The sequence below is a fragment of the Pantoea sp. AS142 genome (assembly GCF_037152305.1).
Taxonomy (GTDB): Bacteria; Pseudomonadota; Gammaproteobacteria; order Enterobacterales; family Enterobacteriaceae; genus Pantoea.
The window spans coordinates 164,593-190,275 of the sequence record NZ_JBBCMO010000002.1 but is presented as its reverse complement, the minus strand read 5'-3'; the positions used below and the strand labels follow the sequence as shown (position 1 = coordinate 190,275).

23 protein-coding genes and 2 pseudogenes are annotated in these 25,683 nt (G+C 55.1%); 7 read left to right on the top strand and 18 right to left on the bottom strand.

Annotated features, from left to right (window positions below; all coding sequences use genetic code 11):
* Window positions 1-47: 47 nt before the first annotated feature.
* The 9 genes and pseudogenes from WFO64_RS05990 to tssB all read right to left on the bottom strand — a co-directional run bounded on the left by WFO64_RS05990 (window position 48) and on the right by tssB (window position 9,858).
* Complete coding sequence (locus WFO64_RS05990; protein ID WP_337009855.1) at window positions 48-275, bottom strand: hypothetical protein; 228 nt, start codon at window positions 273-275, stop codon at window positions 48-50.
* 22 nt (window positions 276-297) lie between these two features.
* Complete coding sequence (locus WFO64_RS22520; protein ID WP_442956130.1) at window positions 298-714, bottom strand: tlde1 domain-containing protein; 417 nt, start codon at window positions 712-714, stop codon at window positions 298-300.
* Window positions 715-723: 9 nt separating this feature from the next.
* Window positions 724-3,377, bottom strand: a pseudogene (tssH, locus tag WFO64_RS05980) (type VI secretion system ATPase TssH).
* A gap of 168 nt (window positions 3,378-3,545) precedes the next feature.
* Window positions 3,546-4,037, bottom strand: coding sequence for a type VI secretion system effector Hcp (gene hcp / locus WFO64_RS05975; RefSeq protein ID WP_024558534.1), 492 nt, complete (start codon window positions 4,035-4,037; stop codon window positions 3,546-3,548).
* A 5-nt stretch (window positions 4,038-4,042) separates the two neighbouring features.
* The gene (locus tag WFO64_RS05970; protein WP_337009850.1) at window positions 4,043-5,767 is read right to left on the bottom strand and encodes an OmpA family protein; all 1,725 of its coding nucleotides are present in this window, start codon (window positions 5,765-5,767) and stop codon (window positions 4,043-4,045) included.
* Between the two features lie 3 nt (window positions 5,768-5,770).
* Window positions 5,771-6,424, bottom strand: coding sequence for a type VI secretion system protein TssL, short form (gene tssL, locus WFO64_RS05965; RefSeq protein WP_337009848.1), 654 nt, complete (start codon window positions 6,422-6,424; stop codon window positions 5,771-5,773).
* Window positions 6,421-7,758, bottom strand: a complete 1,338-nt coding sequence (tssK, locus tag WFO64_RS05960) for a type VI secretion system baseplate subunit TssK (RefSeq protein WP_337009845.1) — start codon at window positions 7,756-7,758, stop codon at window positions 6,421-6,423. The genes tssL and tssK overlap by 4 nt, the downstream gene beginning before the upstream one ends.
* Window positions 7,759-7,776: 18 nt before the next feature.
* Entirely contained in the window at window positions 7,777-9,324 is a 1,548-nt protein-coding gene (tssC, locus tag WFO64_RS05955; RefSeq protein WP_337009843.1) for a type VI secretion system contractile sheath large subunit, read from the bottom strand.
* A 33-nt stretch (window positions 9,325-9,357) separates the two neighbouring features.
* The gene (tssB, locus tag WFO64_RS05950; protein ID WP_337009841.1) at window positions 9,358-9,858 is read right to left on the bottom strand and encodes a type VI secretion system contractile sheath small subunit; all 501 of its coding nucleotides are present in this window, start codon (window positions 9,856-9,858) and stop codon (window positions 9,358-9,360) included.
* A 777-nt stretch (window positions 9,859-10,635) separates the two neighbouring features.
* Here tssB and WFO64_RS05945 point away from each other — a divergent pair.
* A pseudogene (locus WFO64_RS05945) lies at window positions 10,636-11,072 on the top strand (EamA family transporter); the annotation flags it as partial.
* A 38-nt stretch (window positions 11,073-11,110) separates the two neighbouring features.
* On the opposite strand, the gene WFO64_RS05940 reads toward WFO64_RS05945, so the two are convergent.
* Entirely contained in the window at window positions 11,111-11,344 is a 234-nt protein-coding gene (locus WFO64_RS05940; protein ID WP_337009839.1) for a hypothetical protein, read from the bottom strand.
* A gap of 286 nt (window positions 11,345-11,630) precedes the next feature.
* Here WFO64_RS05940 and WFO64_RS05935 point away from each other — a divergent pair, with 286 nt between their 5' ends.
* Complete coding sequence (locus WFO64_RS05935) at window positions 11,631-12,857, top strand: L-lactate MFS transporter (RefSeq protein WP_337009837.1); 1,227 nt, start codon at window positions 11,631-11,633, stop codon at window positions 12,855-12,857.
* A 35-nt stretch (window positions 12,858-12,892) separates the two neighbouring features.
* Here the strand turns inward: WFO64_RS05935 and WFO64_RS05930 are convergent, their stop codons facing one another.
* The 5 genes from WFO64_RS05930 to WFO64_RS05910 form a co-directional block, all read right to left on the bottom strand.
* Window positions 12,893-13,768 carry an SMP-30/gluconolactonase/LRE family protein gene (locus WFO64_RS05930; RefSeq protein WP_337009835.1) on the bottom strand — a complete coding sequence of 292 codons (876 nt, stop codon included), beginning with the start codon at window positions 13,766-13,768 and terminating at the stop codon, window positions 12,893-12,895.
* A gap of 512 nt (window positions 13,769-14,280) precedes the next feature.
* Complete coding sequence (locus tag WFO64_RS05925; protein ID WP_337009833.1) at window positions 14,281-14,562, bottom strand: hypothetical protein; 282 nt, start codon at window positions 14,560-14,562, stop codon at window positions 14,281-14,283.
* A 267-nt stretch (window positions 14,563-14,829) separates the two neighbouring features.
* A complete protein-coding gene (locus WFO64_RS05920; protein WP_337009831.1) occupies window positions 14,830-15,636 on the bottom strand; it encodes a hypothetical protein in 807 nt (268 codons plus the stop codon).
* A gap of 9 nt (window positions 15,637-15,645) precedes the next feature.
* Entirely contained in the window at window positions 15,646-16,098 is a 453-nt protein-coding gene (locus WFO64_RS05915) for a universal stress protein (RefSeq protein ID WP_337009829.1), read from the bottom strand.
* A gap of 7 nt (window positions 16,099-16,105) precedes the next feature.
* Window positions 16,106-16,891, bottom strand: a complete 786-nt coding sequence (locus WFO64_RS05910; protein ID WP_337009827.1) for an IclR family transcriptional regulator — start codon at window positions 16,889-16,891, stop codon at window positions 16,106-16,108.
* 149 nt (window positions 16,892-17,040) lie between these two features.
* On the opposite strand from WFO64_RS05910, the gene WFO64_RS05905 reads away from it, so the two are divergent.
* The 3 genes from WFO64_RS05905 (at window position 17,041) to ypdK (ending at window position 19,947) form a co-directional block, all read left to right on the top strand.
* Window positions 17,041-18,639: an MFS transporter gene (locus WFO64_RS05905; protein ID WP_337009825.1), complete on the top strand. Its 1,599-nt coding sequence runs from the start codon at window positions 17,041-17,043 to the stop codon at window positions 18,637-18,639.
* Window positions 18,640-18,641: 2 nt separating this feature from the next.
* Window positions 18,642-19,670, top strand: coding sequence for an HlyD family secretion protein (locus WFO64_RS05900; RefSeq protein ID WP_337009823.1), 1,029 nt, complete (start codon window positions 18,642-18,644; stop codon window positions 19,668-19,670).
* 202 nt (window positions 19,671-19,872) lie between these two features.
* Window positions 19,873-19,947 (top strand): membrane protein YpdK, encoded by a 75-nt coding sequence (ypdK, locus tag WFO64_RS05895; RefSeq protein ID WP_099257831.1) that lies wholly within the window; start codon window positions 19,873-19,875, stop codon window positions 19,945-19,947.
* Window positions 19,948-19,998: 51 nt separating this feature from the next.
* On the opposite strand, the gene alaC is transcribed toward ypdK, so the two are convergent.
* Together alaC and WFO64_RS05885 are read right to left on the bottom strand one after the other, a co-directional pair.
* On the bottom strand, window positions 19,999-21,231 hold the full coding sequence (alaC, locus tag WFO64_RS05890) for an alanine transaminase (protein ID WP_337009821.1): 1,233 nt from the start codon (window positions 21,229-21,231) through the stop codon (window positions 19,999-20,001).
* 117 nt (window positions 21,232-21,348) lie between these two features.
* Window positions 21,349-21,873, bottom strand: coding sequence for a GNAT family N-acetyltransferase (locus tag WFO64_RS05885; protein ID WP_337009819.1), 525 nt, complete (start codon window positions 21,871-21,873; stop codon window positions 21,349-21,351).
* 277 nt (window positions 21,874-22,150) lie between these two features.
* On the opposite strand from WFO64_RS05885, the gene WFO64_RS05880 reads away from it, so the two are divergent.
* Entirely contained in the window at window positions 22,151-23,821 is a 1,671-nt protein-coding gene (locus WFO64_RS05880) for a sensor histidine kinase (protein ID WP_337010509.1), read from the top strand.
* Window positions 23,818-24,546, top strand: coding sequence for a LytR/AlgR family response regulator transcription factor (locus WFO64_RS05875; protein WP_337009817.1), 729 nt, complete (start codon window positions 23,818-23,820; stop codon window positions 24,544-24,546). The genes WFO64_RS05880 and WFO64_RS05875 overlap by 4 nt, the downstream gene beginning before the upstream one ends.
* Before the next feature lie 145 nt (window positions 24,547-24,691).
* On the opposite strand, the gene glk is transcribed toward WFO64_RS05875, so the two are convergent.
* Window positions 24,692-25,657, bottom strand: a complete 966-nt coding sequence (gene glk, locus WFO64_RS05870) for a glucokinase (protein WP_337009815.1) — start codon at window positions 25,655-25,657, stop codon at window positions 24,692-24,694.
* Window positions 25,658-25,683: the final 26 nt, after the last annotated feature.

Here is a 25,683-nt window from a genome sequence, read left to right as displayed (position 1 = left end):
TCCGTCAGGGCTGGCGCGGGCCGGTGTCGGTCAGAGAAGAAAACAGGCTATGTATTCGGGCGGTTGTGCAGCCAGAAGAGCAGCTTCATCAGGAGATACGCCCCAATAGCACACAACGTTGTTTTAATCACGATGATATGCATTTCGAAGCTGTCCATCGCTTCCTCCCCGTCACCGCTAATCGGGATATTGGCCTTAACAAAACTCGCAACCCATACATCAGGAATGAAGTGGATCCCGCTCCAGAACAGCACGATAAACAGCAGGATTTTCATTCGGCATTCTCCGCTCGCTTTTTCAGAGCCTGCTGTGTACGACGTTTCTCAGCCTCTTTTCTTTCTTCCGTTTCTTTATCACACAGGCTGTAGTTCGGAGTGCCACGCACATCGAGGGGGGATAGGCCTTCAGACCATTGCCACCAGGAACAGGGAAAGTTCCTCTTTGTAGCAGGAGGCGTCGCAGGTGTTGAATATCACTGGAACGACGCAGGGTAATACAACCCCAGGACTCACCGGAACCATCGCTGTTCAGCGGGTGGAGACGAAATCCCGTACGGTTCAGACCATTCACCCTGATACCGTCTCTTTTGGTTTTATCGCTGAAAAGGGCAAACCATTCAGAATGATGATTTCGGTAACCATGCCAGGCATCAATCGCCTCTGCCCGGACTCGGTTATACAGGCTGCCGACAGGTTGCCGTAATCCATCATGCAAATCTGCATTTCAGCCTCCGTGCGCCTCATTAAACGCCAGTACAATCCCTTCTTCATCATTCCAGCCGAGCGCCAGGGAGTGTGTTTTTTGCTTTGCCGCCATGTGAATCAGCAACTGCTGGCTCAGTACCGGCAGGATTTGTTGGTTGAGCAGGCTATCAACATTACGCGCGCCGGTATCCGGCAACAGACAGGCGGCAGTGAGTGCGTCGTAGAGACTCTCTTCAATAATCGTGGACAAGCCGTAATGACGATGCAGACGCTTGCTCACCTGGGCGAGCTTCATTTCCACGATGGTGCGCATGGCGGCTTCTGCTAATGGACGGTAAATCACGGTCTGGAAGCGCGCCAGCAGCGCCGGCTGGAAGTGGTAACGCAGCATTGGGCGCAGCAGTTCATGCAGGTCGCCTTCAGTTGCTTCCGGCTGCTCATCGAGCAGTTGCATCAGGTGGTCACTGCCAAGGTTAGAGGTCATCAGAATGACCGTATTTCTGAAGTCGATTTCACGCCCTTCGCCGTCACGCATAAAGCCGCGGTCGAAAACCTGATAGAACAGATTCACCACATCGCGGTGCGCTTTTTCCACCTCATCAAGTAGTACAACGCTGTACGGACGTTTGCGTACCGCCTCGGTCAGAATGCCGCCCTGGCCGTAGCCCACGTAGCCCGGAGGCGAGCCTTTAAGCTGTGATACGGTGTGTGGCTCCTGGTATTCAGACAGGTTGATGGTAATCAGCGATTTCTCCCCGCCGTACATTACGTCTGCTAACACCAGCGCCGTCTCGGTTTTCCCCACGCCGCTCGGGCCCACCAGCAGGAAAACGCCCTGCGGACCGTTCTCGGAAGTGAGGCCGGTTTTCGCCGCGCGCAGACGCCGGGCGATAGCTGCAAGCGCCACTTCCTGGCCCACAACCCGTTTGCCGATTTCGTTTTCCAGGTTCAGCAGTTCGGTCTGTTCATCTTTCATCAGGGAAGACAGTGGCACGCCCGTCCAGTCGGCAATGACGGTGGCGACGGTGCGTACATCCACATCGACGGAGAGTAACGGGTTACCGTGCTGCATTCCGTTCAGTTCCTGTTGCAGCGCGTGAGTCTCACCACAACGGAAGATGTCCTGGCGGCTTTCCAGCAACTGTTCGGTGAGTTTCAGTTCCTGCCCGTACTGAGTTTCAAGCGCGTCGAGTGCAACGATGAGATCGTTCTCTTCCTGCTCAATGACGGTCAGGCGTTCACCATGGTTCTGATTGCCGACAGCAATATCTTCCATCAGCGCCTGCTTCTCCATTTCAAGAGAGGTAATCTGCGAGCGAATGCAGGTCAGCGGTTCCGGCACGGTGTCAAGGCTCATTCGGACGCGGGCTGCGGCCGTATCGAGTAAATCGACAGCCTTGTCCGGCAGCTGGCGTCCGGTCAGGTAACGACGGGACAGCGTGACGGCGGCGCGCACCGCATCATCGGTGATATGTACGCCGTGGTGTTCGGCATAGCGGGATTTCAGGCCACGGAGCATCAGGCAGGCCGTATCGTCATCCGGCTCGTCCACTTTCACCATCTGGAAGCGGCGCTCCAGTGCGGCATCACGTTCAAAATACTGTTTGTACTCGCTCCATGTCGTGGCAGCGATAGTGCGCAGTTCACCACGCGCCAGCGCAGGCTTCAGCAGGTTGGCCGCATCGGCGCCACCGGCTGAATTACCTGCCCCAATAATGGTGTGGGCTTCATCGATAAACAGCAAAATCGGGTTGGGTGACTGCTGCACGGCATCGATGATGTTTTTCAGGCGCTGTTCGAACTCACCTTTCACGCCTGCACCTGCCTGCAACAGGCCGAGGTCGAGGGTGCGCAGAATAACCGGTTTAAGGGATTCCGGCACATTACCCTCGGCAATCCGCAGCGCCAGCCCTTCGACCAGTGCCGTTTTGCCGACACCCGGCTCCCCCACCAGAATGGGGTTATTCTTGCGACGACGCGAGAGGATATCCACCATCTGACGAATTTCGTTATCACGGCCAAATACCGGGTCGATTTTGCCCTCTTTGGCTTTGGCGGTGACGTCGAGAGTGAATTTTTCCAGTGCGTTCTGCAGCGCCGGGCTGAGTTCGCCTTCTTTCAGTTCTGCACCGACCGGACGGCCGACAAACTCCACCTCACCGCCGCGGCTCTGCGCCAGCTCTGCTTCCTGCTGCAGTTCCGGACGTTCATCCGACTGTCCATCAAGCAGAGGACGCAGGCGCTCCAGCTGGCTCTGACCGAGCGTCAGGTCAGCAGTGGCCACAGGCCATCGCAGCGCACCAGGTTCTGTTTTTCCACCAGGCCCATCAGCAGATGGACGCTGCGAATTTGCTCTTCGCCATTGAGCGAGGCAATCAACCAGGCCTCCTGCATCAGGGTCTGAAGGGCGTCAGACAGTTGCGGGCGATGGCGTACAGAGCGAGGCTGTTTATCCAGCCAGCCCAGCAAATCCTGCCAGATGGCGTCCATGTCCCACTCGTAGCGGCGTGCCAGTACGGTCAGGTCACCTTCGCCCTGCTCCAGCAGTTTCATCAGCCAGTGCTCCGGCAGAATTTCTGCCTGGGCGCGGGTCTGGCACAGAGAGGCTGCCCCTTCCATTGCGCGGGCGCAGTAAGGGTTGAGACGTCGAAGAAGGATTGCCGGGTTTTCCATGTTTACTTGCTCACTGTTGAGGACCGTTCAGGCACGCTACCGCCCCTGGCCGTTACCGAGGCCCATAAGGTCTGTTTCCGGGATGTGATGTTTTTTGCTCAACGCCCGCACAGGCAAACGTTCAGCAAAAGCAAAAAAGCGGACAGAGAAACTCTGCCCGCTCGTGACTTACGCGGTGGCGCGTTCGTTCCAGGAATCGGAATGAATGATGTTGCCGTCTTTGTAGGTCCAGGTGATTTTTTCGTAACGCAGTTCAATACGCTCCAGGTGGTTGTGCTTCTCTTTAGAAGGATCCTTGATGTCATACATTTCAGGATTCACTTTCACCACTTTCACGTTTTCCAGTTTGGTGTTGAAGTACTCCACTTCCTGGCCCGCGTCGTTGATTTTGTACCACTTGAATTCCGCAGACTTGAGGGTCTGACCGGTGGTCACCGCCTTGTACAGATACGGGCTGGAGGAGTCGATTTCCTTGGTGAACAGGAACGGGGTGTGGATACGGGTACCGGTCAGCTTGCCAGTGTTGTTGTCGGTCGGGATGTACAGGTTATGCTCCTGAGCGACAACTTCGATGCTGCCTTCACGGTCCTGCACGTCAACAGAACCCTTGATGTCCGCGCCGCCGTCGTCTTTCAGCCAAAGATAAACAGGAATTGCCATGAGAGTTACTCTCCATTTGATTGTGATACGTCATCATCCTGCGATGACGTCTGGGTGTGGCCCGGTATCTGGCAGGCATTGGCCTGCGGTACCAGACTGATTTCGACACGGCGGTTTAGCGCACGGCCCTCCGGGGTGTCGTTGGTTGCGATCGGGCGACTTGCGCCATAACCCTGCACCGCAAAACAGCTTTCCGGCACGTCACCGGTGTCACGCATCCAGTCGCGCACCGCTTCGGCACGTTTCTGAGAGAGCGTCTGGTTCAGTTGCGTATTGCCGGTGTTATCGGTGTGGCCAGCGACCACAATCAGCCAGCCCGGCTTCGCCTTAACGCCGACCAGCGAGTTCACCAGCATTTTGGTGGACCCGGCTTTCAGCGCCGATTTGCCCGAATCGAACAGCGACATGCTGTCAAGACGAATGGTTTTCGGACCCTGAATGATTTTCTTAATAACCGGTGGAGGCGGTGGCGGCGGGGCCCAGTCACTGACGGCAGCCTCAACAGGCGGTACCAGGCGCAGCCCCTGATACAAACCCAGGCGATAACGCAGTGGCTCCCCGCGACGCGCCCAGTCGTCCAGCAATGCGCCATCAACTCTGAGGCGCTGCTGCGCCCGCAGTTTCGGGGCAACAGGCTTCCCCGTCAGCTGGTGATACAATGCAAGGTGATCGCCAACATTACGGATGAGGCGCTGGTTGTTCATCCAGGACGCCAGCATGGCAAGCGCCAGGAAAATCCCGCCCAGTAATCCGGCATAACGCCAGAACACCATTCTGCGACTCACACCACGCCAGCGTGGTAACGCCGGCAGCAGCAGTTCAGGCAGCGGCAGTGGCTCTGTTGTGCCGGTGGCATCCGGTGGCAACGCCGTCACAGCGATGATGTGCTGTTGCCAGAGATTGCCCGTGATACCGCTTACCGGCACCATGCACATCCCCTGCACGCAGGGTTTCATCACCGGCAGCTCGCCCTGGCGTACCGACAGCAGGTCATTCACCGCGCTGTTCTGCCAGGCAAGCAGGCTGTCCAGCCACAGACCCTGACTCAGACGATAAAGTCGCCCGTCAGATCCACTCTCCCGGGTCCACGCCGTCAGTGACACATTGCCCTGACCGGGCTGATACACCTGAATACCGCTTCGCTGGCTTACTGTGGTAAACCAGACGGGTTCGGCCTCCGCGCAGGCCACAGGGGGCGATACCCAGGTCACGGTCCACAGCGGGGGGAGAGTGCCAAATGCCGCACGGCACTGGACGACAGCCCGCTGCCAGCCCCGCAGAGACTGGGTGAAGTCATCCCCGGAGGTGTGCTGTTCAGGTACCACCGCCAGCATGACGGAAATTTGCGACACCAGGGCCGGGCGCACCAGGCTCAGGTGCTGTGCCAGGATTGGCAGCTGTTCTGCATCCTTCACCCACAGATACCAGCCCTGCCGGGTTTCCCGGTGACGGAAACCGGACACAAACAGCGGGGTGTTGTCGCCGCAGACGAGGATCACCGCCCCCTGAAAATCTTCCGGCGGCAGGTTTTCATCCACACTCTCCCGGACAGCGCTCGCCCGCGCCCGGGAGGCCCGACGCTGACGCCAGAACATCACCCCGGTGACCAGAACAACCAGCAGGCTGAGCGCCACGCGGCTGCCCGTGGACAGTGGCCAGAATCCCAGAATGAGCCACAGCGCCAGCACGGCACCCAGGGCAGTTAACAGATTTCGGTACGCATCCCGCATCGCTTATCCTGGCCTGACGGTCTGGCTTACCAGCTCGGTAAGCGAAGACGAAAGGAAGAACCAGAGCGCCACCAGGGCGACTGTGGCCACAACCCAGTTCAGCCAGTACCAGCGACGACTGCTGCGCAGGCGTAATGCCCGGGCAACGATGGGGGCGTCCTGTGCCAGCGAGAAGGCCGGCACCCGTTCTGCGAGTGCGCGAAAAATATCTTCCCGGCGTTCATCATCCTGGGCGCGATACTGACCGACGAACCCCAGTTGCAGGGTCCGGTACATGCAGGTCAGGACGGCGGCGTCAGGGGCGGTTTCTTTCAGCAGGTTGCGGATCCGTTCCCACAGCTCCTCACCGGCATTAAGGGTGCCAAAGAAGTGTGCCTGCAGCGGGTCACGACGCCAGGTCAGGTAACCATCATCGGTGGTTCCCCTGTTCATCACGCTCTCATCAAGCAGGGCACACAGGGCATACACCATATGGTCACGACTGATGTCACTGTAACCTGCCTCCGTGAGTGCCGCTTTTGCCTCCTGCACCAGACGGCAGGCCCGGCGATAGAGCCCTTCCCCGTCCCGGACTTCCTGGCCGCCACGTAGCTGGCTGGCCATCAGCCAGCCTGGATAGAAGATGCGTTCGATTTGACTCTGTTCGGATTTATTCATGAGCGCAGCACCGCAAAGAGTTCAAGTTTCACCTCTCCCAGAGAACGCGGGGTGTAGAAGGTACAACTGCCCATCTCTAGCATTGCGCGAGCCGCCTCAGTACTTAGATCCAGCCAGAAATACTGGTTCTCGAGGCGTAACGGGATAGCTGCCGGCACATGGTTCAGCGGCTTGATAACCATCCCGCTCAGGGCCACATTCACCACATCGGACACATCTTCAAAACTGCCCGCTTTACACAACTGCGGGAATTTCGTCTGAAGTTCATGATTCGGCATGGAGGCGCGCACGGAAAGGTAGAAGTCTGCTCCTTCGCGCAGGCGCGCATCGTGCAGGGCACCTTTCCAGATCTGGTCCTGGTGCTCCAGGTGGATACTCACCACCCGTGACGGCAGGCTCGCTTCCAGCAGCTTATCGAGCAGTGCCAGCAGCGGCGGGAATACCCGTTCCGGTGCATCGTGATGGTAAGAAGGAATATCGCCGGCGTCGTGCTCAAGTGAGAAAGTCAGCAGGCTGCCGGCCAGACGGGTCAGTTCGCGGTACAGCAGTTCCGGGTGACGCTCAGGCGTCTGAAGCAGTTCCGTCAGCACCGGCTCGGCGCTGTTCAGGGCATTGAGCAGCCAGAACAGGGAGACATCCGCAACCGCAAAGTCGGCCATACGCTCATTGCTTTCACGGCGCATGGCCATCAGGCGACGGCGACGGGCCTGCAGACGGACCAGCAGGTCACCCAGTTCGGTGGCAAGCCACGGACTGGCAGCAACAGACAGCATCGGCGGGATAAAGGACGGGTCCCGGCTCCACTGCCCCTGCGCATTACGCACCAGACGGGCTACCGGACAGGTCAGGTATGCCGTGTTTTCCTGGCTGGACAGACGCAGGGTCAGCGCATGACGCAGGATAGCGATTTCCCCGCTTTCATGGCCGGCCAGTTCCTGCACGACGACACGCTCCGCTTTCCAGCGACGCGGCCGCTCACTGTCCTGACAGTTATCGAGGTTGCCGCCACTGGCGCTCAGCAGCGGCAGTGCGACAACCACGTCAACAGCTTCACTGCCGGCGGCAACAGACAAATCACAGACCGGAGGAAGCGTGTCAGCCAGATCGGTATCAACAAGGGTACCGTCCTGAAAGCGCACCACCAGACGGGTGGCGTTCAGGCGCGCGAGCGCCAGTGCAGCATCATCAAATTCTGCCGCAACCACGCCCCAGGGATGAGAAAACCCCATCCGGGCGACCGTGTCGGCAACGTATTCACTCCAGCGGGCCTGCTGCTGGAATTGTTGCGGGGCCAGAGCGGCCCCATCCTCCCAAAGCGGGCGGTAAATTTTCATCCCTGATTTCCCCTCGCCTTAGGATTTGGCTTTCGGCATCTGAGAAACCAGTGACAGGTTGACGTCCATCCCTTCCACCTGAAAGTGCGGAATAGCGAACAGTCGGACGCGAAAGAAGCCCGGGTTGTCTTCGATGTCTTCCACAATCACTTTGGCATCGCGCAGCGGGTGAGAAGCCTGCAGCTCGTCGCCCGGGTCGGTCATTTCGGTAACCAGACTGCGCACCCAGGTATTGAGTTCTAACTCCAGCAGACGACGGTCTTTGGTGGTGCCAATATTTTCACGCTGAATCAGCTTCAGGTAGTGCGCAATACGCGACAGCAGGAAGATGTACGGCAGACGGGCATTGATGCGGCTGTTCGCCGTTGCATCCGCGGTGTCATACAGGGCAGGCTTCTGTGTGGAGTTCGCCGAGAAGAAACAGGAGTAATCGCGGTTCTTATAGTAGGAGAGCGGAACGAAGCCAAGATTCGCGAACTCAAATTCGCGGGTTTCCGGGATCATCACTTCTGACGGGATTTTCACCTGATTGCCGGTACCCAGATCGTACAGATGGATAGGCAGGTCCTGCACGGCGCCACCGGCCTGCGGGCCACGGATTTGCACACACCAGCCGTTGTTGATGAAGCTGCGAATCATGTTAGACGCAAAGGCAAACGAGGCGTTGGTCCACAGGTATTTGTCATGATCCGGGCCCTTCACTTCTTCCACATAGTTGAAGCTGCGCACCGGCACGGTGTCCGGGCCATACGGCAGGCGACCCAGCACGCGCGGCATCACCAGACCGATATAGCGGGAATCGTCCGTATCGCGGAAGGATTTCCACTTAATGTATTCAGCGCGGTCAAAATAGTTACCGATATCCTTGATGGCCGCCACTTCCTCCATCGAATCCTTGAGGAAGAATTTCGGGCCGGCAGAGCCGATAAACGGCATATGCGCTGCAGCAGAGACTTTAGAAATATTGCGCAGCAGGGCAACATCCTGCGCAGACGCATCAAACTCGTAGGCGGAAATCAGCGCGGCAATCGGCTCACCGCCCGGGGTGTCATACTCATCAATATAGGTATGTTTATACAGTCCACTCTGGATAATTTCCGGGCTGTCTTCGAAGTCCTGACGCAGGTCTTCTTTGGACATATCCAGCAGTTCAACCTTCACGTTCTGGCGGAAATCAGTTTTGTCGATCAGGGATTTCACGCCGCGCCACAGACTTTCTACCGCCTGAAATTCGTCGCTGTGCATAACCGCATCCAGCTGACGGCTAATCTGGTAGTCCAGCTCAGCGATATGATGGTCAATCAGGTTTTTATCGAGTTTTTCAACTTTTGAGCCCGCTTTCGTCAGGCATTCCAGAAATACCTGCATCCCGGCCGTTAAACGTTCATCCGCGGTTGCATCCGACATCGCCTGCGCGTCCTGCCAGATGTCCAGCGCACTCAGCTCGGAGACCGGGTTCAGGTTGATTTTTTCAAACAGGGACGCATAAACCCCACCTGCTGCAGGACGTTCAAGCACCACACTCTCGCCACCCACGGCATTCTCATTCTTTACAGACATCAGCATCTTCCTTATTAATCCGTTAAAACATCGTGAACGTTATGGCTGTTTAGGTGCCAGGGATGAAAGTTCGGCTCTGAGTTCTGCACTTAACGCCGGGTCGAGCAGAATTTTTTCCAGCTCTTTCCGGAAAGTTTGGTTGTCCAGCAGGTTAGCTTTTAAATCGCGCAGCAGATTGCGCATCGAAAGCATCGCCTTCAACTGAGGGATCTGACGGGAAACCTGCTCCGGGGTGAAATCCTTCATACTCTGGAAGGTCAGACTGATGTTGTCTTCGCTACCGTCATCAGCAAGCGTGTTTTTAACGGTAAGATTGACTTTTGGGGAATATTCGGAAAGCACTGAGTCGAAGTTATTTTTATTCAAATTAACTTTTTTGCGCTCAGACAATGGTGCAGACTCCTGACCATTACTGAAGTCGCCCGCCACCAGCAATTTAAGGGGGAGCTCCGTTTTCTTGCTCGCTCCCCCCGTATGCAGATCAAGTTTTAAATTAATACGTGCCTTGGGTATTTCGGACTGAAAGGAAGAGTTAGACATGGCTTTCCCTGTTTTATGGAATGATAGAAATGGTCAATGCCAGTGAGAAATTAATAAGAAAGGCAAACCCAGCCAGAACAACGTCCCCATTCACGTCATCCGACGGAAATAGAAATCCCGGAAAGAAAAGCGAGCGCATTCCATTCACCAGCATATCGACACGGTATTTTTTGGGTATTAATCTGAAATAAAAAATTCGGATAAAACCCAATGACTGGAGTGTAGGGACGCTTGCCACCCGATCGGAAATAAAAAAATGTAACAATATCTTACATTTTCATCTCGTAACAATTACAGATCATCTTTATGATTTATAAGAATTTTCTTGCATAACCCCTTTAGTCCTTATGGAATAAAGGTGTGCAGCGAAGGCGCAATTTAACTCAGGATACTGTTTCGCACAAAAATACATCAACAACATGAAATAGCTGATTTTTACTTTTATTAAAAAATAAGAATCAGGGCGTGACTGAGCATGTGAAAAACTGAAGACAGTTTCAGGTCTCCATCATTTCTTATTATTTACTTAAACGGGGCTTATTTATTTTCTTCAGATGAAAGGAATTACAACAACTGGACTTTACGCATATCTCATACCCGTGCCAGCGATATGAATATTTCAGCCGCCGGTGAATGAGTGCGTCCAGGAAAAACAACCGTGCGGGTTGCAAAAAAAACGGGAATGGAGAGTGATGTGCTTTGTAGCGGTTGAGAACGGTTGTTTTATTGCTCAGGTTATAATGCAATTCGGTTCGACGCCATCATGACTGACGGGAGGGCATGGGTTTAAGTGCCCTGGGCACGCCTGGATTTTCATTCGGCAATATGATCAGTCAGCGGCATCAGCGTCTGCAACGCGACGTGCTGACAACTAACAGCTACGGCATGTTATACGGTGCGCTAATCATGGCACTGGTCTCACTGCTACAGGGTGTTTCGCTACAGCCGACCGGAATACGCAGGGGATTGGGGCGTTGACCTATCTGGCTATCGTGGGATCGGTGATAGGGTTCGGTGCCTACTTTACGCTGGTGGGACGTATCGGAGCCCGTCGGGCTGCCTATACAACGGTTCTGTTTCCGCTGGCACTTTCTACCCATTATGAAGGGTCTGGGCGGCATGCCAGCGCCATCCCTGGCCTTGTCATGATTCTGCTGGGCAATATCGTAATGTTTGCCCGCTGGCCGGCAAGCCGTCGCCGGGTAATTCGCTGACGCGGAGGCGGCCTAATTTGCCCGCGTCCGGCTGGGCGTTACGCCCACTGCTGCTGAAGGAGTTTCTGTGGTTGATTGATCGCTTTACGTGCAATCCAGTAGAGCAGAACACGCTCATCGTCACTATCACGATCGGCCATTGAGAGCAGTTTCAATGCCAGCGTCGATTTGGTCACAGGCTGTTGTTCTGTACTGAGTTCAATCACCGCCTGACCGATGATGCAGCAAACTTCATCCTCACTGGTGCTGGATTCATATGTCCGGTCTTTCATATTTCCTCCTGTTAAGTGAACTAACAGCCTGGCAAATAATCTGGAAACTTGCTCACAGAAATAGCTGACTGAAACATTATCTTACGGCTAATTACGCTTACACATTAAGCTGCCGGTTTGATTACTTTTGCCGCAACGTCGCTAACGCCTATGCGGCGCCATTCATACCGTCTGAATGGCATTTCATTCCCTGATCTGTTCCGTTCATGCCTTTACTGCTCACACGCGCGAATCACGGCTTTATTCTGACTGCAGTTTCCAGATTCCCGGATGGGAGAGATAAATCATGAACCAGACTCAACAGGCTTCTTACCAGCGTTCCCGCTGGCTTACATTGTTCGGAACGGTAATTACTCAGTTCGCGCTGGGGTCAGTCTACACATGGAGTTTGTTCAATGGCCAGCTGTCACAAAAGCTGGATGCACCTGTCAGTCAGGTTGCTTTTTCCTTTGGCCTGCTGAGTTTAGGTCTGGCTATCGCCTCTTCACTGGCCGGGAAATTACAGGAACGTTTTGGTGTACGCCGCGTCACTATCGGCGCTGGTGTGTTGATGGCGCTGGGTTTCTGGCTCACCGCACATGCGAATAACCTGATGATGCTCTATTTCAGTGCCGGACTGCTGGTCGGTCTGGCCGATGGTGCCGGTTACCTGATGACGCTCTCAAACTGCGTGAAGTGGTTCCCGGAGCGCAAAGGAATGATCTCTGCCTGTGCGATAGGCGCTTACGGTCTTGGCAGTCTGGGATTCAAATTTATCTGCGGAACACTGCTGGCGACGGTCGGTCTGGAGCAGACCTTTATGATCTGGGGGGTGCTGGCCATGTCGATGATTATTTCTGGTGCGCTGCTAATGCGTGAAGCGCCACTGCAGCAGAACGGGACCACCAGCACAGGCCAGCAACATGCGCGGGATTACACGCTGGCACAGTCGGTGCGACTGCCGCAGTACTGGATGCTGGCGCTGATGTTCCTGACAGCCTGCATGAGCGGCCTGTATGTGATAGGCGTTGCCAAAGATATCGGCGAAGGACTGGTGCATCTGACCACGCAGACCGCAGCCAGTGCGGTAACGGTGATAGCCATTGCCAACCTGAGTGGTCGCCTGGTGCTGGGTGTGCTGTCTGACAGGATGATGCGCATCAGAGTCATTTCGCTGGCGCAAATTGTGTCGCTTATCGGTATGAGCGTACTGCTATTCACCCTGATGAATGAGATCACTTTCTTCCTGTCACTCGCCTGTGTCGCTTTCAGCTTTGGCGGTACCATTACGGTATTCCCGTCGCTGGTCAGTGACTTCTTCGGCCTCAACAACCTGACTAAAAACTATGGCCTGCTCTATCTCGGCTTTGGTATCGGTAGCGTGCTGGGCTCACTTGTCGCCTCCCTGTTTGGTGGTTTCATCGTCACCTTCAGCCTGATTATGACGCTGCTGGTCATTTCCCTGTTCCTGTCACTCACCATCCGCTTACCACAGAGTCCCGTCACAGCAGAACCGGTGTTGCAGCGTCATTAACTATCACGGGCCGCGGTGAAGCGGCCCCTTAACATTTAGCCGCGGAATCGCGGCTCTGCCATTCCCGCAACGGCGACGTCCACTGCAAAGATATCGCCGGACTGCGGATAGCGTGCCAGCTCTTCTTCCGTGCGATCTTCCCGCGAACTGGTGATAAACAGTGTTTTAAGATCGGCACCGCCAAAGGCCACCATGGTTGGCCACTTCACCGGCAGCAGGATCTCATCGACAATGTCGCAGCTCTGCGGATCGATACGCACCACACGTCCGCCATCAAACTGTGCTGACCAGTAAAATCCTTCACTATCCACAGCGGCACCATCCGGTAACCCGCCCTTCGCATCGAAATGCCGGAACAGTGTGCGCTGACCCGGCTCGCCCTGCTCATTTAACGGATAGCGATAGAGCGTCTCATTCGGCGTATCGCTGTGATACATCCAGCGCCGGTCAGGAGAGAATGCCAGCCCGTTGGAAATTTTAATGTCACGCGCTTTCACCTCCAGCTTCAGGTCAGGCGTCACGCGGCAAAGCAGGGCTCCGTTTTTGTCTTGCGGTTCCCACAGGGTGCCACACCAGAAATTACCCCAGGGATCCACGCGGCCATCATTAAAGCGACTTTGCGCTGCTATACCGGGATTCTCTGCAACCTTTTTCTCAGGCTTACCCTGTGCATCCAGCAGCCAGACACCGCTGCGCAATGCGGCTATCAGCCCACCCGGCTCACGCAGACCGATGCATCCCACCTCTTCCGCCTGCGGGAAAGTCTGCAATTCGCCGCTGACCGGATCAAAACGGTGAATGGCCGGTGCCAGGATATCGATACAGTAGAGCACCTGTTCTTCAACTGACCAGAGCGGGCATTCGCCCAGTTCAGCCTGTAAAGCCAAAATATTTTTAACGTCATGCGCCATGTTTCTCTCCCAATGAACTGACATGCTAATAATGTAGTGGTAAAAACTTTCAAATGAGAATTATTTTCTCTTGATTTTGAGAATATTCTCTCTGATAGTATTTATTATTCAGTTCATTCTGATTTCTTTATTTCCTGTCGCTGCAAAATGCAGCATCCTGAAATATTCCGTTATATCTTCTTAAATAACTCTACAAAGCCTGCATCTTCACTCCACTTTTACAGCGTAGTGTCGTAGTTATTGGAAAAGAGGAGAAACTTCCGATGAAGAGATTAATTAAAGTCGCTTCGGTGGTTGTGCTGATGACGTTATTAAGCGGTTGTATCATCAGCCCCAGACACGACAATGGCTGGCACCGCGGAGGTGGTGGCGGATATCATGGAGGCTACTATGGAGGTTATCACGATGGGTATCATGGCGGTCACCATCGCCGCTAACGGGCAAAGATCTCACACAGCATAAAATAAAAGCGTTAAACTTTAAGGGCGGGATAATTATCCCGCCCGTTTTATTTAGCTTTTGAGTGCGTAATTACACTGGAACCATGCTTTCTTTAGTCCTGGAATATGACTCTCCTGCGCAGGCAATGCCTCGACTTTATCAAATCCTTTACGGGTGCAGTAGTTTGCGAGATCGATATCCATTGCGTCACGATTGACCTTTACCGGATCAAATCGATACTGCACGGTATTTGAGCTTGGGTCTTCATCAACACGTTCAAATGCCCCGGGTTTACTGGCAGTACATCCACTCAGCAAAATCAGCGCCAGTACGCCGGTAATTAGTTTTTTCATTTAGTTGTCCTCATGTTGCCCGCGCAGTTTATGACGCAACATGCCACGTATCCATAGGATTAATGCGCGAAAAATCAAAACCTAAAAAGCTTTTACCGATTGATGCAATATGATTAAACGGCTATCGCTATCGTGCAAGAAGTGACAGGATGTATTCAGACAAAACGAAGACTGCACCACACCAGGAAATGCCAAAAATAAAAATCTGTTCCTCTCTTCTCTGCCCGCGCTTAGCGGGCATTTTTTCGGCCACTATTCCGCTGCCGCTTACTGGCCAGTCAGTGCAATCATTCTACGTAACAGGTTAGCGGCGCGCTTGTCAGGTAATGTCAGAATCGCACTGTAGAGATCAATTGACATGGCACATAGCGATGAGCGATCTACTGCCGTGTCGGCGGGCATATTCAGCTGCTGCAGCTTGTCGCCCCACTGCAGATAGAGCCGGGCTACAATCTTTTGCAAATCATCCTGCGCCAGCGTCTTATCCAGTGGCTGCTCGGGCGGAGGACTGTTCAGCAGCAACTCCTCCATGGCATCCGTCTCTTTGCGATTCAGCGACGGCGGCAGCGTGGTCTGCAAATTGATGCCACCACTTACCTGCGGATAGAGATAACGGAAGCAGAGGCCGGGATCGATTTGGTTCAGCGCCCGCATCTCTTCAACCGAGACGCTGATGTAGTTGACGACCGCGGCATCTGTTCCACGCATCAGCCGCTGATTAATCACTTCAATCAGCCAGCCACGTAGCTCGCCCATTGCCTGCTCAGCTGGCTCCCCCGCGCGGATCCGACGGGTCAGCTCCTGAGTCAACAACAGCCATAGCGCCGGTTCCTGAGTTTGCAGCACCCGATAGCCTGGCATCTTTGCCAGTTGATTCACCGCCTGCTCACGCTGGCTGGCCTGCAACTGATGCGGCGCTACCCAGCTGAACCACAGCAGATTAGCCATTATCAGTGGCAGCAGAAAAATTATCAGCCCCTGCCACAAACGCAGCCGGGTGGTTTTGATTAGCACGATGACGATCAGCGCCAGCAGCGCAAATGCGGCCAGCGTAATAAAAAGCAGAGAATTCATGCTGCGGAATTAATCCTTACGCACATCGATCAGCACAGGACAATGAGCACGCTCGATAACCGATGCGCTGACCGAGCCTTTTAACAGCCGATTAAAAGAGGAAAGATGGCGACGACCCATGATAATCATACTGGTCTTCAGTTGTTGCGACTGGGCAACGATGGTATCTGCCGCCTCACCCGCCAGGATCATGCCACGCGCATTAATGCCCGCGCGCAGTAACGGTGCCAGTGCATGACGCACCACCATTTCCGCCGTATTCTGCTCATCCTGCGCCGCCACAAAATCAGCCGGGTCTTCACCCGCATCAATTTCCATCGGCTGATTACAGGAGGAGTAGGCAGGATCCACGCAGCACAGCACCACCACATCGGCACGATGTGCCAGCGCTTCTTCAATTGTCAAGGCAATCACTTTCTCTGCTACCGGAGAGTGATCAATGGCCATCAGCAGGGTTTTCATCAGATGCTTATCCTTCAATCGCGGCGACTTTGCCAATTTCACGCACCAGAGCCTCTTTACACTTCAGCATCTCGTCACGAAAGCGGGCTTCGTGTCGAAGAAAACGTGCAGAGGGCACCAGCAAAGAGACAGAAAAGCGACCAAACAGCGTATCCAGCGCAAACGCCATGGTAGAGATACCTTCCAGCGTTTCACCGCGATCCACGGCGATACCGGTTTCGCGCACTTCCCTGATAAGTTGCAGCAACTGCGGCAGCGTTTTCACCGTCATGTCGGTTAACTCCTGCCAGGCGTCGCCAACGATCATCCGCACATCTTTTTCACATTCCAGCGCCAGCAATGCCCGTCCCCCGGACGTGCTATAGAGCGGCAGGTTGAGTCCCATATGCGGGACGACCCGAAGCTCACGCGATGCGACTACGTGGTGAATAATCGCCAGCTGGCTGCCGCTGGCACGGGCCAGCGAAACTGTTTCATTCGTGTCGGATGAGAGTTTTTCCAGCAGCGGACTGACCAGATCAACCACGTCGGTATGGACGCTGGAGATCAGTTTTAACAGTGCCGGCCCCAGACGCAGTCCGCCCGCCCCGCTGCTGCGCACCAGCTCTGCACTGTCGAGTGCGCCAACAATACGCTGTACCGTTGAACGTGGCAGTTCAACAGCCTGAGCGATCTCGCCGAGGCTCATGCCGCCCGGCTGTTCGCCAAGCGCATTAAGAATTTTTGCCGCACGGGCGATGACCTGTATACCGCCCGTTTTTTCATCCTCACGGCTGGAGGGTTGATGTGCCATAGCGTCGTCCTGTTTGAGCTGCCTTACTGTAGCGCGAATGCCGCACTTTTTACAGCCTGTACCACATTGCAATACAGTATACCGGGATGTAATATTACGGCCTGTATCACATCGCAATACACTGCATCATAATAATGAGATTGCCTGCAATGAACGCCAAGCCAGCCTCCGTGCTGGCCCCTCATCCTTTTACACTGCGACTGGCACTCGGCTTAGTTGGTGTGCTCATCGCTGCGCTGACCGCCGGGCTGAATGATCGCGTCAGTGATATCGCGCTGGCCGATATCCGTGCCGCCATCGGCATCGGTTACGATCAGGGTAGCTGGATTATCTCCGGTTATCAGGCGGCAGAAGTCGCCGCCATGATGATCGCGCCCTGGTTCGCCGTTACCCTGTCGCTGCGGCGTTTTACCCTCGGCGTGTCGGCGGGATTTATGCTGACCGGCATTCTACTGCCGCTGGTCCCGGACCCGACGCTGTTTATCAGCCTGCGCGTGCTTCAGGGCCTGTTTGGCGGCGCACTCCCGCCGATGCTGATGACCGTCGCCCTGCGCTTTCTGCCGCCCCCGTTTAAACTGTTTGGCCTGGCGGGTTATGCGCTGACCGCGACGTTTGGCCCCAACATGGCGGCCTCGCTGGCCTCGCTGTGGACCGACAATGTCAGTTGGATGATGGTGTTCTGGCAGGTGGTGCCGGGGATGTTAATCGCTATGCTGCTGATCAGCTGGGGATTGCCCCAGGATCCGTTGCGTCCGGAACGCTTTCAACAGATCGATCTGTTTGGCATGGTGACCGGCTGCAGTGGTGTCGCGCTGCTGGTTCTGGCGCTGACCCAGGGTGAGCGCCTCGACTGGCTAAACTCCCCACTGATTGCCGGTATGTTGTTGACCGCATTGCCGCTGCTGATGGTTTTCCTGATTAATGAGTGGTTTCACCCACTGCCGCTGTTTAAGTTGCAGATGCTCCGGCGGCCCAATCTGGCGCACGGCTTGCTGGGGCTGGCCTGCGTGCTCATTCTTGGCCTTTCAGGTTCCGCGTTGCCTTCGGCCTATTTTGGTCAGGTTAGCGGCTTTCGCCCCCTTGAGTTTGCCCCGCTGGCGCTAACGGTGGGTCTGCCGCAATTGCTGATCGCGCCGCTGATTGCAGCCCTGCTGAATATCCGCTGGATCGACTGCCGCTGGATCCTTACGGCGGGCGTCGGCCTGCTTGTGGCCTCCTGTCTGCTGGGCTCGCAGATCACCAGTGACTGGGCGCGACAGAATTTCTGGCTGCTGCAGATTCTGCAGGCGTTCGGACAGCCGATGATCATTTTGCCGATACTGATGAGCGCCACCAGCGTTGTGGCTCCACCAGAAGGCCCATTTGCCTCGGCGATGTTTAATACGGTGCGCGGCTTTTCCAGCATTGCGGCCTCCACGCTGGTTGAGGTTTTCGTCTCCCATCGTGAGCAGTTTCACTCCAGTGTTCTGATTAATCAGGCGGCCAGTCGCAGCTGGCTGATGATAGCTCCAACGGCCGATCAGGCCAGCAGCAGTTTGCCGCTGTTGCCGGATGGCAGCATCAGTGCCAGCGATAATCTCAGCGGATTCGCCACCCTGGTCAGGCATCAGGCCACGGTGCTGAGCCTGAGCGACTGCTGGCTGATGCTGACCGGCTTTGCCGCCTGCCTGTTATTGCTTACCGCCATCCTGCCAAAACGGGTGTGGCCGCCTCAAACTTTGATTCAAAACCCTTCCCGGAATAACTGAATATGCGTGCTTTCGAAATGAGAAGAACCCTGCTGCTGAGTCTGTTGCTGCTGGTGTTACTGGCCATCGCTTTTGTGATCTGGTCACTGATGACCGGCAACGATCACCGCACCAACGATGCTTACGTTAATGCGGATTACACCCTGGTGGCGCCGAAAGTGTCGGGCTACGTCAGCCGCGTGCAGGTACAGGATAATCAGCAGGTCAAAGCTGGCCAGCTGCTGGCAACGCTGGACGACCGTGACTATCGTGTCGCGCTGGAAAGTGCCGAGGCTGACCTGCAGGTGAGTCGGGCAAAACTGCTGAGCAGCCAGGCCCAGCTGGAACAGCAGCAGTCGGTGATTGATCAGCAGAAAGCCAGCCTCGCAGCCAGCGAAGCCTCTGCGCAGTATGCCGGTCAGAGCGCCGATCGTTACAATCGCCTTTATAAAAGCGGTACCGTGGCAGCCGACGATCAGCAGAAAGCCACTTCAAATCAGCGCTCGGCGCTGGCAGCCGTGCATCAGAGTCAGGCTGCGCTGACGTCAGCAGTGAAACAGATAGGGGTGTTACAGGCCGCGGTGCGTTCAGCAGAAGCGGACGTTGCAGTGGCTAAGGCAAGCGTCGATCAGGCCAGACTGAATCTCTCCTACACGCGTATTATGGCTCCCGTTGACGGCATGGTGGGTCAGCGCTCGGTGCGGACCGGCGCATACGTTTCAGCCGGAACCCGTCTGCTGGCAGTGGTGCCACTGCAGCAAACCTACATTACCGCTAACTATCTTGAGACGCAGTTAAGTGATGTGCGCCCAGGCCAGCGGGTGCAAATACGAGTAGACGCCCTGCCGGGTAAGATCTTTACCGGCCATGTGGACAGCATCGCACCGGCCACCGGCGCAACTTTTTCGGCGATCTCACCCGATAACGCCACTGGCAACTACACTAAAGTCGTTCAACGTCTGCCGGTGAAGATTGTGCTGGATAGCGACCAACAGCATCTGGCCCAGTTACGTGTCGGCATGTCGGCGATCCCCCAAATCGAAGCGGAGTAAAAATGTGAGCAATATCTCAGAACGGACCTATTTCATTTGGCCGGGATTACGCGTAAATTAGCGCCTGATCCTGTTCTGAGTTATTCAGATCGACCGGGAAAAGAGCAGACCACTATTGTAAATGGCGATCTCTTTTCCACATCTGTTCGCGTTGCACTGGTTTGGGATCGCCATCATCGTAACCGCTCAGAGGAGTTGCTTTGTGAAATATGCCTTGATGGGAATATCTTTTTTCGCGTTACTTTGGTTCGGCACCTTTGTTCTGCTGCTGAAGTAATGGCGTGACAGTGCCGCCACGGGGCGACTCTTAAGTCGCCCCTGCTGGCTGTCAGCTCTCTTCTTCTGTTTTCATGCTGCCTGGCAATACGCCATCGGCACGAAACATCGCTTTAATTCCCCGTACCGCCTGACGAATGCGATCGCTGTTTTCAATCAGCGCAAAGCGCACATGCGTGTCGCCATAATCGCCAAACCCGATGCCTGGTGAGACGCACACTTTCGCCTCCTGCAGCATATGCTTGGCAAACTCCAGCGAACCCAGATGCGCGTAATGGTCAGGGATTTTTGCCCAGACGTACATCGAGGCTTTTGGGTTATCCACCATCCATCCCGCTTCATGTAGCCCTTTTACCAGCACATCACGGCGGCGTTTGTACTGCTCTGCGATGTCGCGCACGCACTGTTGATCCCCTTCCAGCGCCGCAATCGCCGCCACCTGAAGTGGCGTAAAGGTGCCGTAGTCATGGTAACTTTTAATCCGCGCCAGCGCGGCGACCAGCTCTTTGTTACCCACCATAAAACCGATGCGCCAGCCCGCCATGTTGTAGCTTTTTGACAGGGTGAAGAATTCGACGGCGACATCACGCGCGCCCGGCACCTGCATAATCGACGGCGCTTTCCAGCCATCGTAGACGATGTCGGCATAGGCCAGATCGTGGATGACCAGCACGTTGTACTGCTTCGCCAACGCAATCACCCGCTCGAAAAAGTCGAGTTCAACGCACTGTGCAGTAGGATTGGATGGGAAGCCAAGGATCATCATTTTTGGCTTGGGGTAGCTCTCACGAATAGCGCGTTCCAGCTCATTGAAGAAGTCGACACCCGCCACCAGCGGCACCGAGCGCACCTGCGCCCCGGCAATCACCGCACCGTAGATATGAATCGGATAGCTGGGATTAGGCACCAATACGGTATCGCCATGATCCAGCGTGGCCAGCATCAGGTGCGCAAGCCCCTCTTTGGAACCGATGGTGACAATCGCTTCTGATTCGGGATCGATCTCAACCTGGTAGCGCTCGGCATACCAGCGCGAGATCGCCCGGCGCAGTCGCGGAATGCCGCGAGAGGTGGAATAACCGTGCGTATCGTCACGCTGCGCCACCTGACATAACTTTTCGACAATGTGTGGCGGGGTCGGGCCATCAGGGTTGCCCATTGAAAAATCGATGATATCTTCGCCGCGCCGACGCGCAGCCATCTTCAGTTCAGCGGTGATATTGAAAACGTAAGGAGGTAAACGTTCAATACGCGAGAAACGACGGGGTATGCTGTTATCAGCCATGATGTCCTCTGGATTACGTAAGCGCCCGGACCGTCCGAGCGACGCGTGTCACTGTAGTGACCCGCTATGAACATAACGTGGCCAGGATCATTTTGTCGAGGGTGGCGGAAAATATTTTTATTGATGAGGGTTCAGCCGCCCCAGCAGCCAATCGTTCACCCAGCAGCCGTTCAGCAGATAATTATCCCGTAGCGTGCCCTCCAGCTGGAAGCCATTTTTCTCCAGGATACGGCGTGACGCCCAATTACCTTCAATCACCATCGCTTTGAGTTTGTGAAAATCGGCTTCAAGCAAAAACTGACACAGCGCCGCCAGTGCTTCGCTGCCATAACCCTGACCGCAATGGCGATGCAGCAGCATATAGCCCACTTCCGCCTGACGGTATGGCTCCCATTCGGGGCTGCAGCCGAACAGGCCAATCGGCTCACCGCTGTCACGCTGTCGAGCCACCAGGCAGAGCATATGAAAACTGCTTGCCTGCCAGGGTGCCAGGCGCTCGGTGAAGCGTTGGCGGATATCCGCTTCATCGGGAATCTCGCTCACCCAGTTCATGGTGTCGCGATCTTCATGGACGGCACGAAACAGTTGCCAGTCTTCTGGCTGTAATTTACTCAGGGTTAATCTGTCGGTGACAAGTTGCATGTGCTGCTCCCGATGGTCACGCTATTCCAGCGATCGCTGCGCGTGTCATGGCGCAACATAGCAAAACGGCACATCAGCGACCAGCGCGAACAGGCTGAAAAACTGTTCCCCTTTAAACCACTCAACCTTTCCTCTTTTAGCACATATGCCGCAAAAATTGATCTAAAACACGAACTCCCGGAGTGATTGATCGGGACGCTAGCGGTTCGTGATCACATTTTTTATCATAGAGGCACTTTTCATTGCCGACGAGTCGCCTGTGTCTTCCCACTTCACGATGTTACTGGCAGTATTTGACCGCGCCGCCCTGATGTTGATCTGCCTGTTTTTCCTGACGCGCACCCGCCCGTTTCGTCAGCTGCTGCAAAAAGATGAACACACCCGCGCGGAGAAAGTGGCGGTTACGGCGATCTTTTCCCTGTTTGCGCTGTTCAGTACCTGGTCGGGTGTTAATGTCGACGGTTCGCTGCTGAATGTGCGAGTCATCGCTGTTATGGCCGGCGGCATTCTGTTTGGTCCCTGGGTAGGCATCGCCACCGGCATCATTGCGGGTCTGCACCGCTTTCTGATCGATATTCACGGTGTGACTTCCGTGCCCTGTCTGATTACCAGCATTATTGCCGGTATCGTCGCGGGCGGCATTAACCGCCGGGTGCTGAAAGAGCATCGCTGGCGTGCCGGTATCGTCGGCGGCATGATGTGTGAAGCTCTGACGATGTTGCTGATCGTTCTGTGGGCGCGCCCCACCTCACTCGGGCTGGCAATTGTGTCGGAGATTGCCTTACCGATGATCCTCGGTGCTTCCAGCATTGGCATTATTGTATTACTGGTGCAGAGCGTCGAGGGAGAGAAAGAGGCTATTGCCGCCCGTCAGGCCAAGCTGGCGCTGGAGATCGCCAACAAAACCCTGCCGCTGTTTCGTCAGGTGAATAGCGACTCGCTGCGCAACATCTGTGACATTATCCGGCGGGAGATTAAAGCCGATGCGGTGGCGATGACCGATAAAAAACAGATTCTGGCCTACGTCGGCTATGGTGAACACAATTATCAGCATGGGGATGATGGCATCAGCCCCACCACGGCGCAGTCAATCGCCAGCGGTAAAATTATTATTAAGAACAACGATGAAGCGCACCGTACCAAAGATATCCATTCGATGATTGTGATCCCGCTGTGGGAAAAAGGCAAAGTCACCGGCACGCTGAAAATCTATTACCGTCGCGCACACCGTATTACCGGCTCGCTGAAGGAGATGGCGATCGGCCTGTCACAAATCATCTCAACGCAGCTTGAAGTGTCACGCGCCGAGCAGCTGCGTGAGATGGCCAATAAAGCGGAACTACGCGCGCTGCAAAGTAAAATAAATCCCCATTTCCTGTTCAACGCACTGAATGCTATTTCCTCTTCTATCCGGCTTAATCCCGATACCGCCCGCCAGCTGGTGATAAACCTGTCACGCTATCTGCGCTATAACCTGGAACTGAATGACGACGAGCTGATCGACATCCGTAAAGAGCTGTGGCAGGTGAAAGATTACATTGCCATCGAACAGGCGCGGTTTGGCGATAAGCTGACGATGATTTATGACGTCAATGAGGACCTGCATTTTCTGCTGCCGAGCCTGCTGATTCAGCCGCTGGTGGAGAACGCCATTGTGCATGGCATCCAGCCCTGTAAAGGCAAAGGCGTGGTAACGCTAAGCGTCCGGGATTTGGGCGATCGGGTGCGGGTCTCAGTGCGGGATACCGGCCAGGGCATCAGCGACGACGTGATGGGACGGGTGGCGCGCAACGAGATGCCCGGTAATAAAATCGGGCTGCTCAATGTTCACCATCGGGTAAAACTTCTGTCGGGTCAGGGACTGAACATCGTGCGGCATCAGCCGGGCACCGAAATTTCCTTTACGCTGAGTAAGAACGGCCAGCGCCTGGCGGAGAATCTGGTATGAAAGCCCTAATTGTGGAAGATGAATTTTTGGCGCAGCAGGAGCTGAGCTGGATGATTCAGCATCACAGCAAAATCGAGATTGAAGCCTGCTTTGACGATGGTCTCGACGTGCTGAAGTATCTGCAACAGCATCGGGTTGATGTGATTTTTCTCGACATCAACATTCCCTCGCTGGATGGCATGCTGCTGGCACAGAATATCCATCAGTTTGCCCACAAGCCGCTGATCGTTTTTATTACCGCGTGGAAAGAGCATGCGGTAGAGGCGTTTGAGCTGGAGGCGTTTGACTATATTCTCAAGCCCTATCAGGAGTCGCGAATTGTTACCATGCTGAACAAGCTGGAAGCCACGGCCCAGGCGCAGCAATCGGTCAGCCATCTCAGCGCTACGCCCGCGCCGCAGACGGTCAACCTGATCAAAGATGAGCGCATTATCGTCACGGACGTGAATGATATTTATTACGTTGAGGCGCATGAGAAGCTGACATTTGTTTATACCCGGCGCGAGTCATACGTGATGTCGATGAATATTACCGAATTCTGTTCACGCCTGCCGGAGCAGCAGTTTTTCCGCTGCCACCGATCTTACTGCGTCAGCCTCAGCAAAATCCGCGAAATCGAGCCGTGGTTTAACAATACCTATCTGCTGAAGCTGCGCGATCTGGAATTTCAGGTGCCGGTCAGCCGCAGTAAGGTGAAGCTGTTTCGACAACTCATGCGCCTGTAGTGCAGCATGAATACGGAACTGTTCAGGAAAGGGAAAGCGAGGCAGGAATAAAGCAGGGGGTGAGTTCCCGATCCTGACCCGGCAAAGCGGGCGGACCGGAAAACTCCATCGCATGCAGCACGTCAGCGCGCGAGGTTGAGCCGAATCAGATTTCGCGACCCAGCGTCTGGCGCAGATGTGCGCCTGCGCCCAGCAGACCAGGCTGATCGTGCGTAATCATATAAACCGGAATGCTGGCAACATAGTCACGGAAACGGCCTTTATCTTCAAAAGCGGCACGGAAACCCGACGATTTAAAGAACTCCAGGAAGCGTGGCACGATGCCGCCCGCAATGTAGACGCCACCAAAGGTGCCGAGATTCAGCGCCAGATTGCCGCCGAAACGGCCCATGATGACGCAAAACATCGACAGTGCGCGACGGCAGTCGGTACAACTGTCGTCCAGCGCACGTTGGCTGACATCTTTGGGTTTCAGGTTTTCCGGTACGCGATTATCCACTTTAACAATCGCACGATAGAGGTTAACCAGACCGGCACCCGACAGCACACGTTCCGCTGAAACATGGCCCAGCTCTTCGCGCAGCACTTCCAGAATCTGATCTTCTTCTTCGCTGTTGGCGGCGAAATCGACATGACCGCCCTCGCCTGGCAGGCTGACCCAGCGCTTGTCCACATGCACCAGATGGCTGACGCCTAATCCTGTACCGGCACCATAAATCGCGATAGGTTTATCTTTGACCGGCTCTGTCCCGCCAAACTGAATCACGTTGTCGGCGGTCAGCATTGGGATCGCCATGGATACCGCGGTGAAGTCGTTAATGATTTCCAGGTGTTCAAAACCGATGTTCTCTTTGAGCTTGCGCGTAGAAAACGCCCAGTCATGGTTGGTCATTTCAACCCAGTCATCGGTAATCGGGCAGGCGATAGCGATACAGCCATCTTTAACGTTCTGCTGTTGTTCATCAAGATAGTGGCGGATGACAGCTTCGAGGCTGTCATATTCTGATGTTGAGAATGTTTTGGCCTGGGTGATGCTGCCGCTTTCCACCTCACACAGGGCGAGGCGTGCGTTAGTACCGCCGACATCGCCGACCAAGGCATAGGTTGTCATTCTTCTGTTGCTCCGCTTGGGGTCTT

Coding starts and splice junctions, on each gene's coding strand:
- hcp (WP_024558534.1), bottom strand. CDS start 4,037: ATGGCAATTCCTGTTTATCTTTGGCTGAAAGACGACGGCGGCGCGGAC.
- WFO64_RS05970 (WP_337009850.1), bottom strand. CDS start 5,767: ATGCGGGATGCGTACCGAAATCTGTTAACTGCCCTGGGTGCCGTGCTG.
- tssL (WP_337009848.1), bottom strand. CDS start 6,424: ATGAATAAATCCGAACAGAGTCAAATCGAACGCATCTTCTATCCAGGC.
- WFO64_RS05920 (WP_337009831.1), bottom strand. CDS start 15,636: ATGAATTCTCTGCTTTTTATTACGCTGGCCGCATTTGCGCTGCTGGCG.
- tssB (WP_337009841.1), bottom strand. CDS start 9,858: ATGTCTAACTCTTCCTTTCAGTCCGAAATACCCAAGGCACGTATTAAT.
- WFO64_RS05990 (WP_337009855.1), bottom strand. CDS start 275: ATGAAAATCCTGCTGTTTATCGTGCTGTTCTGGAGCGGGATCCACTTC.
- WFO64_RS05935 (WP_337009837.1), top strand. CDS start 11,631: ATGAACCAGACTCAACAGGCTTCTTACCAGCGTTCCCGCTGGCTTACA.
- WFO64_RS05905 (WP_337009825.1), top strand. CDS start 17,041: ATGAACGCCAAGCCAGCCTCCGTGCTGGCCCCTCATCCTTTTACACTG.
- WFO64_RS05910 (WP_337009827.1), bottom strand. CDS start 16,891: ATGGCACATCAACCCTCCAGCCGTGAGGATGAAAAAACGGGCGGTATA.
- WFO64_RS05900 (WP_337009823.1), top strand. CDS start 18,642: ATGCGTGCTTTCGAAATGAGAAGAACCCTGCTGCTGAGTCTGTTGCTG.
- WFO64_RS05915 (WP_337009829.1), bottom strand. CDS start 16,098: ATGAAAACCCTGCTGATGGCCATTGATCACTCTCCGGTAGCAGAGAAA.
- WFO64_RS05885 (WP_337009819.1), bottom strand. CDS start 21,873: ATGCAACTTGTCACCGACAGATTAACCCTGAGTAAATTACAGCCAGAA.
- WFO64_RS05930 (WP_337009835.1), bottom strand. CDS start 13,768: ATGGCGCATGACGTTAAAAATATTTTGGCTTTACAGGCTGAACTGGGC.
- WFO64_RS05880 (WP_337010509.1), top strand. CDS start 22,151: ATGTTACTGGCAGTATTTGACCGCGCCGCCCTGATGTTGATCTGCCTG.
- WFO64_RS05925 (WP_337009833.1), bottom strand. CDS start 14,562: ATGAAAAAACTAATTACCGGCGTACTGGCGCTGATTTTGCTGAGTGGA.
- tssC (WP_337009843.1), bottom strand. CDS start 9,324: ATGCTGATGTCTGTAAAGAATGAGAATGCCGTGGGTGGCGAGAGTGTG.
- tssK (WP_337009845.1), bottom strand. CDS start 7,758: ATGAAAATTTACCGCCCGCTTTGGGAGGATGGGGCCGCTCTGGCCCCG.
- alaC (WP_337009821.1), bottom strand. CDS start 21,231: ATGGCTGATAACAGCATACCCCGTCGTTTCTCGCGTATTGAACGTTTA.
- glk (WP_337009815.1), bottom strand. CDS start 25,657: ATGACAACCTATGCCTTGGTCGGCGATGTCGGCGGTACTAACGCACGC.
- WFO64_RS05940 (WP_337009839.1), bottom strand. CDS start 11,344: ATGAAAGACCGGACATATGAATCCAGCACCAGTGAGGATGAAGTTTGC.
- WFO64_RS05875 (WP_337009817.1), top strand. CDS start 23,818: ATGAAAGCCCTAATTGTGGAAGATGAATTTTTGGCGCAGCAGGAGCTG.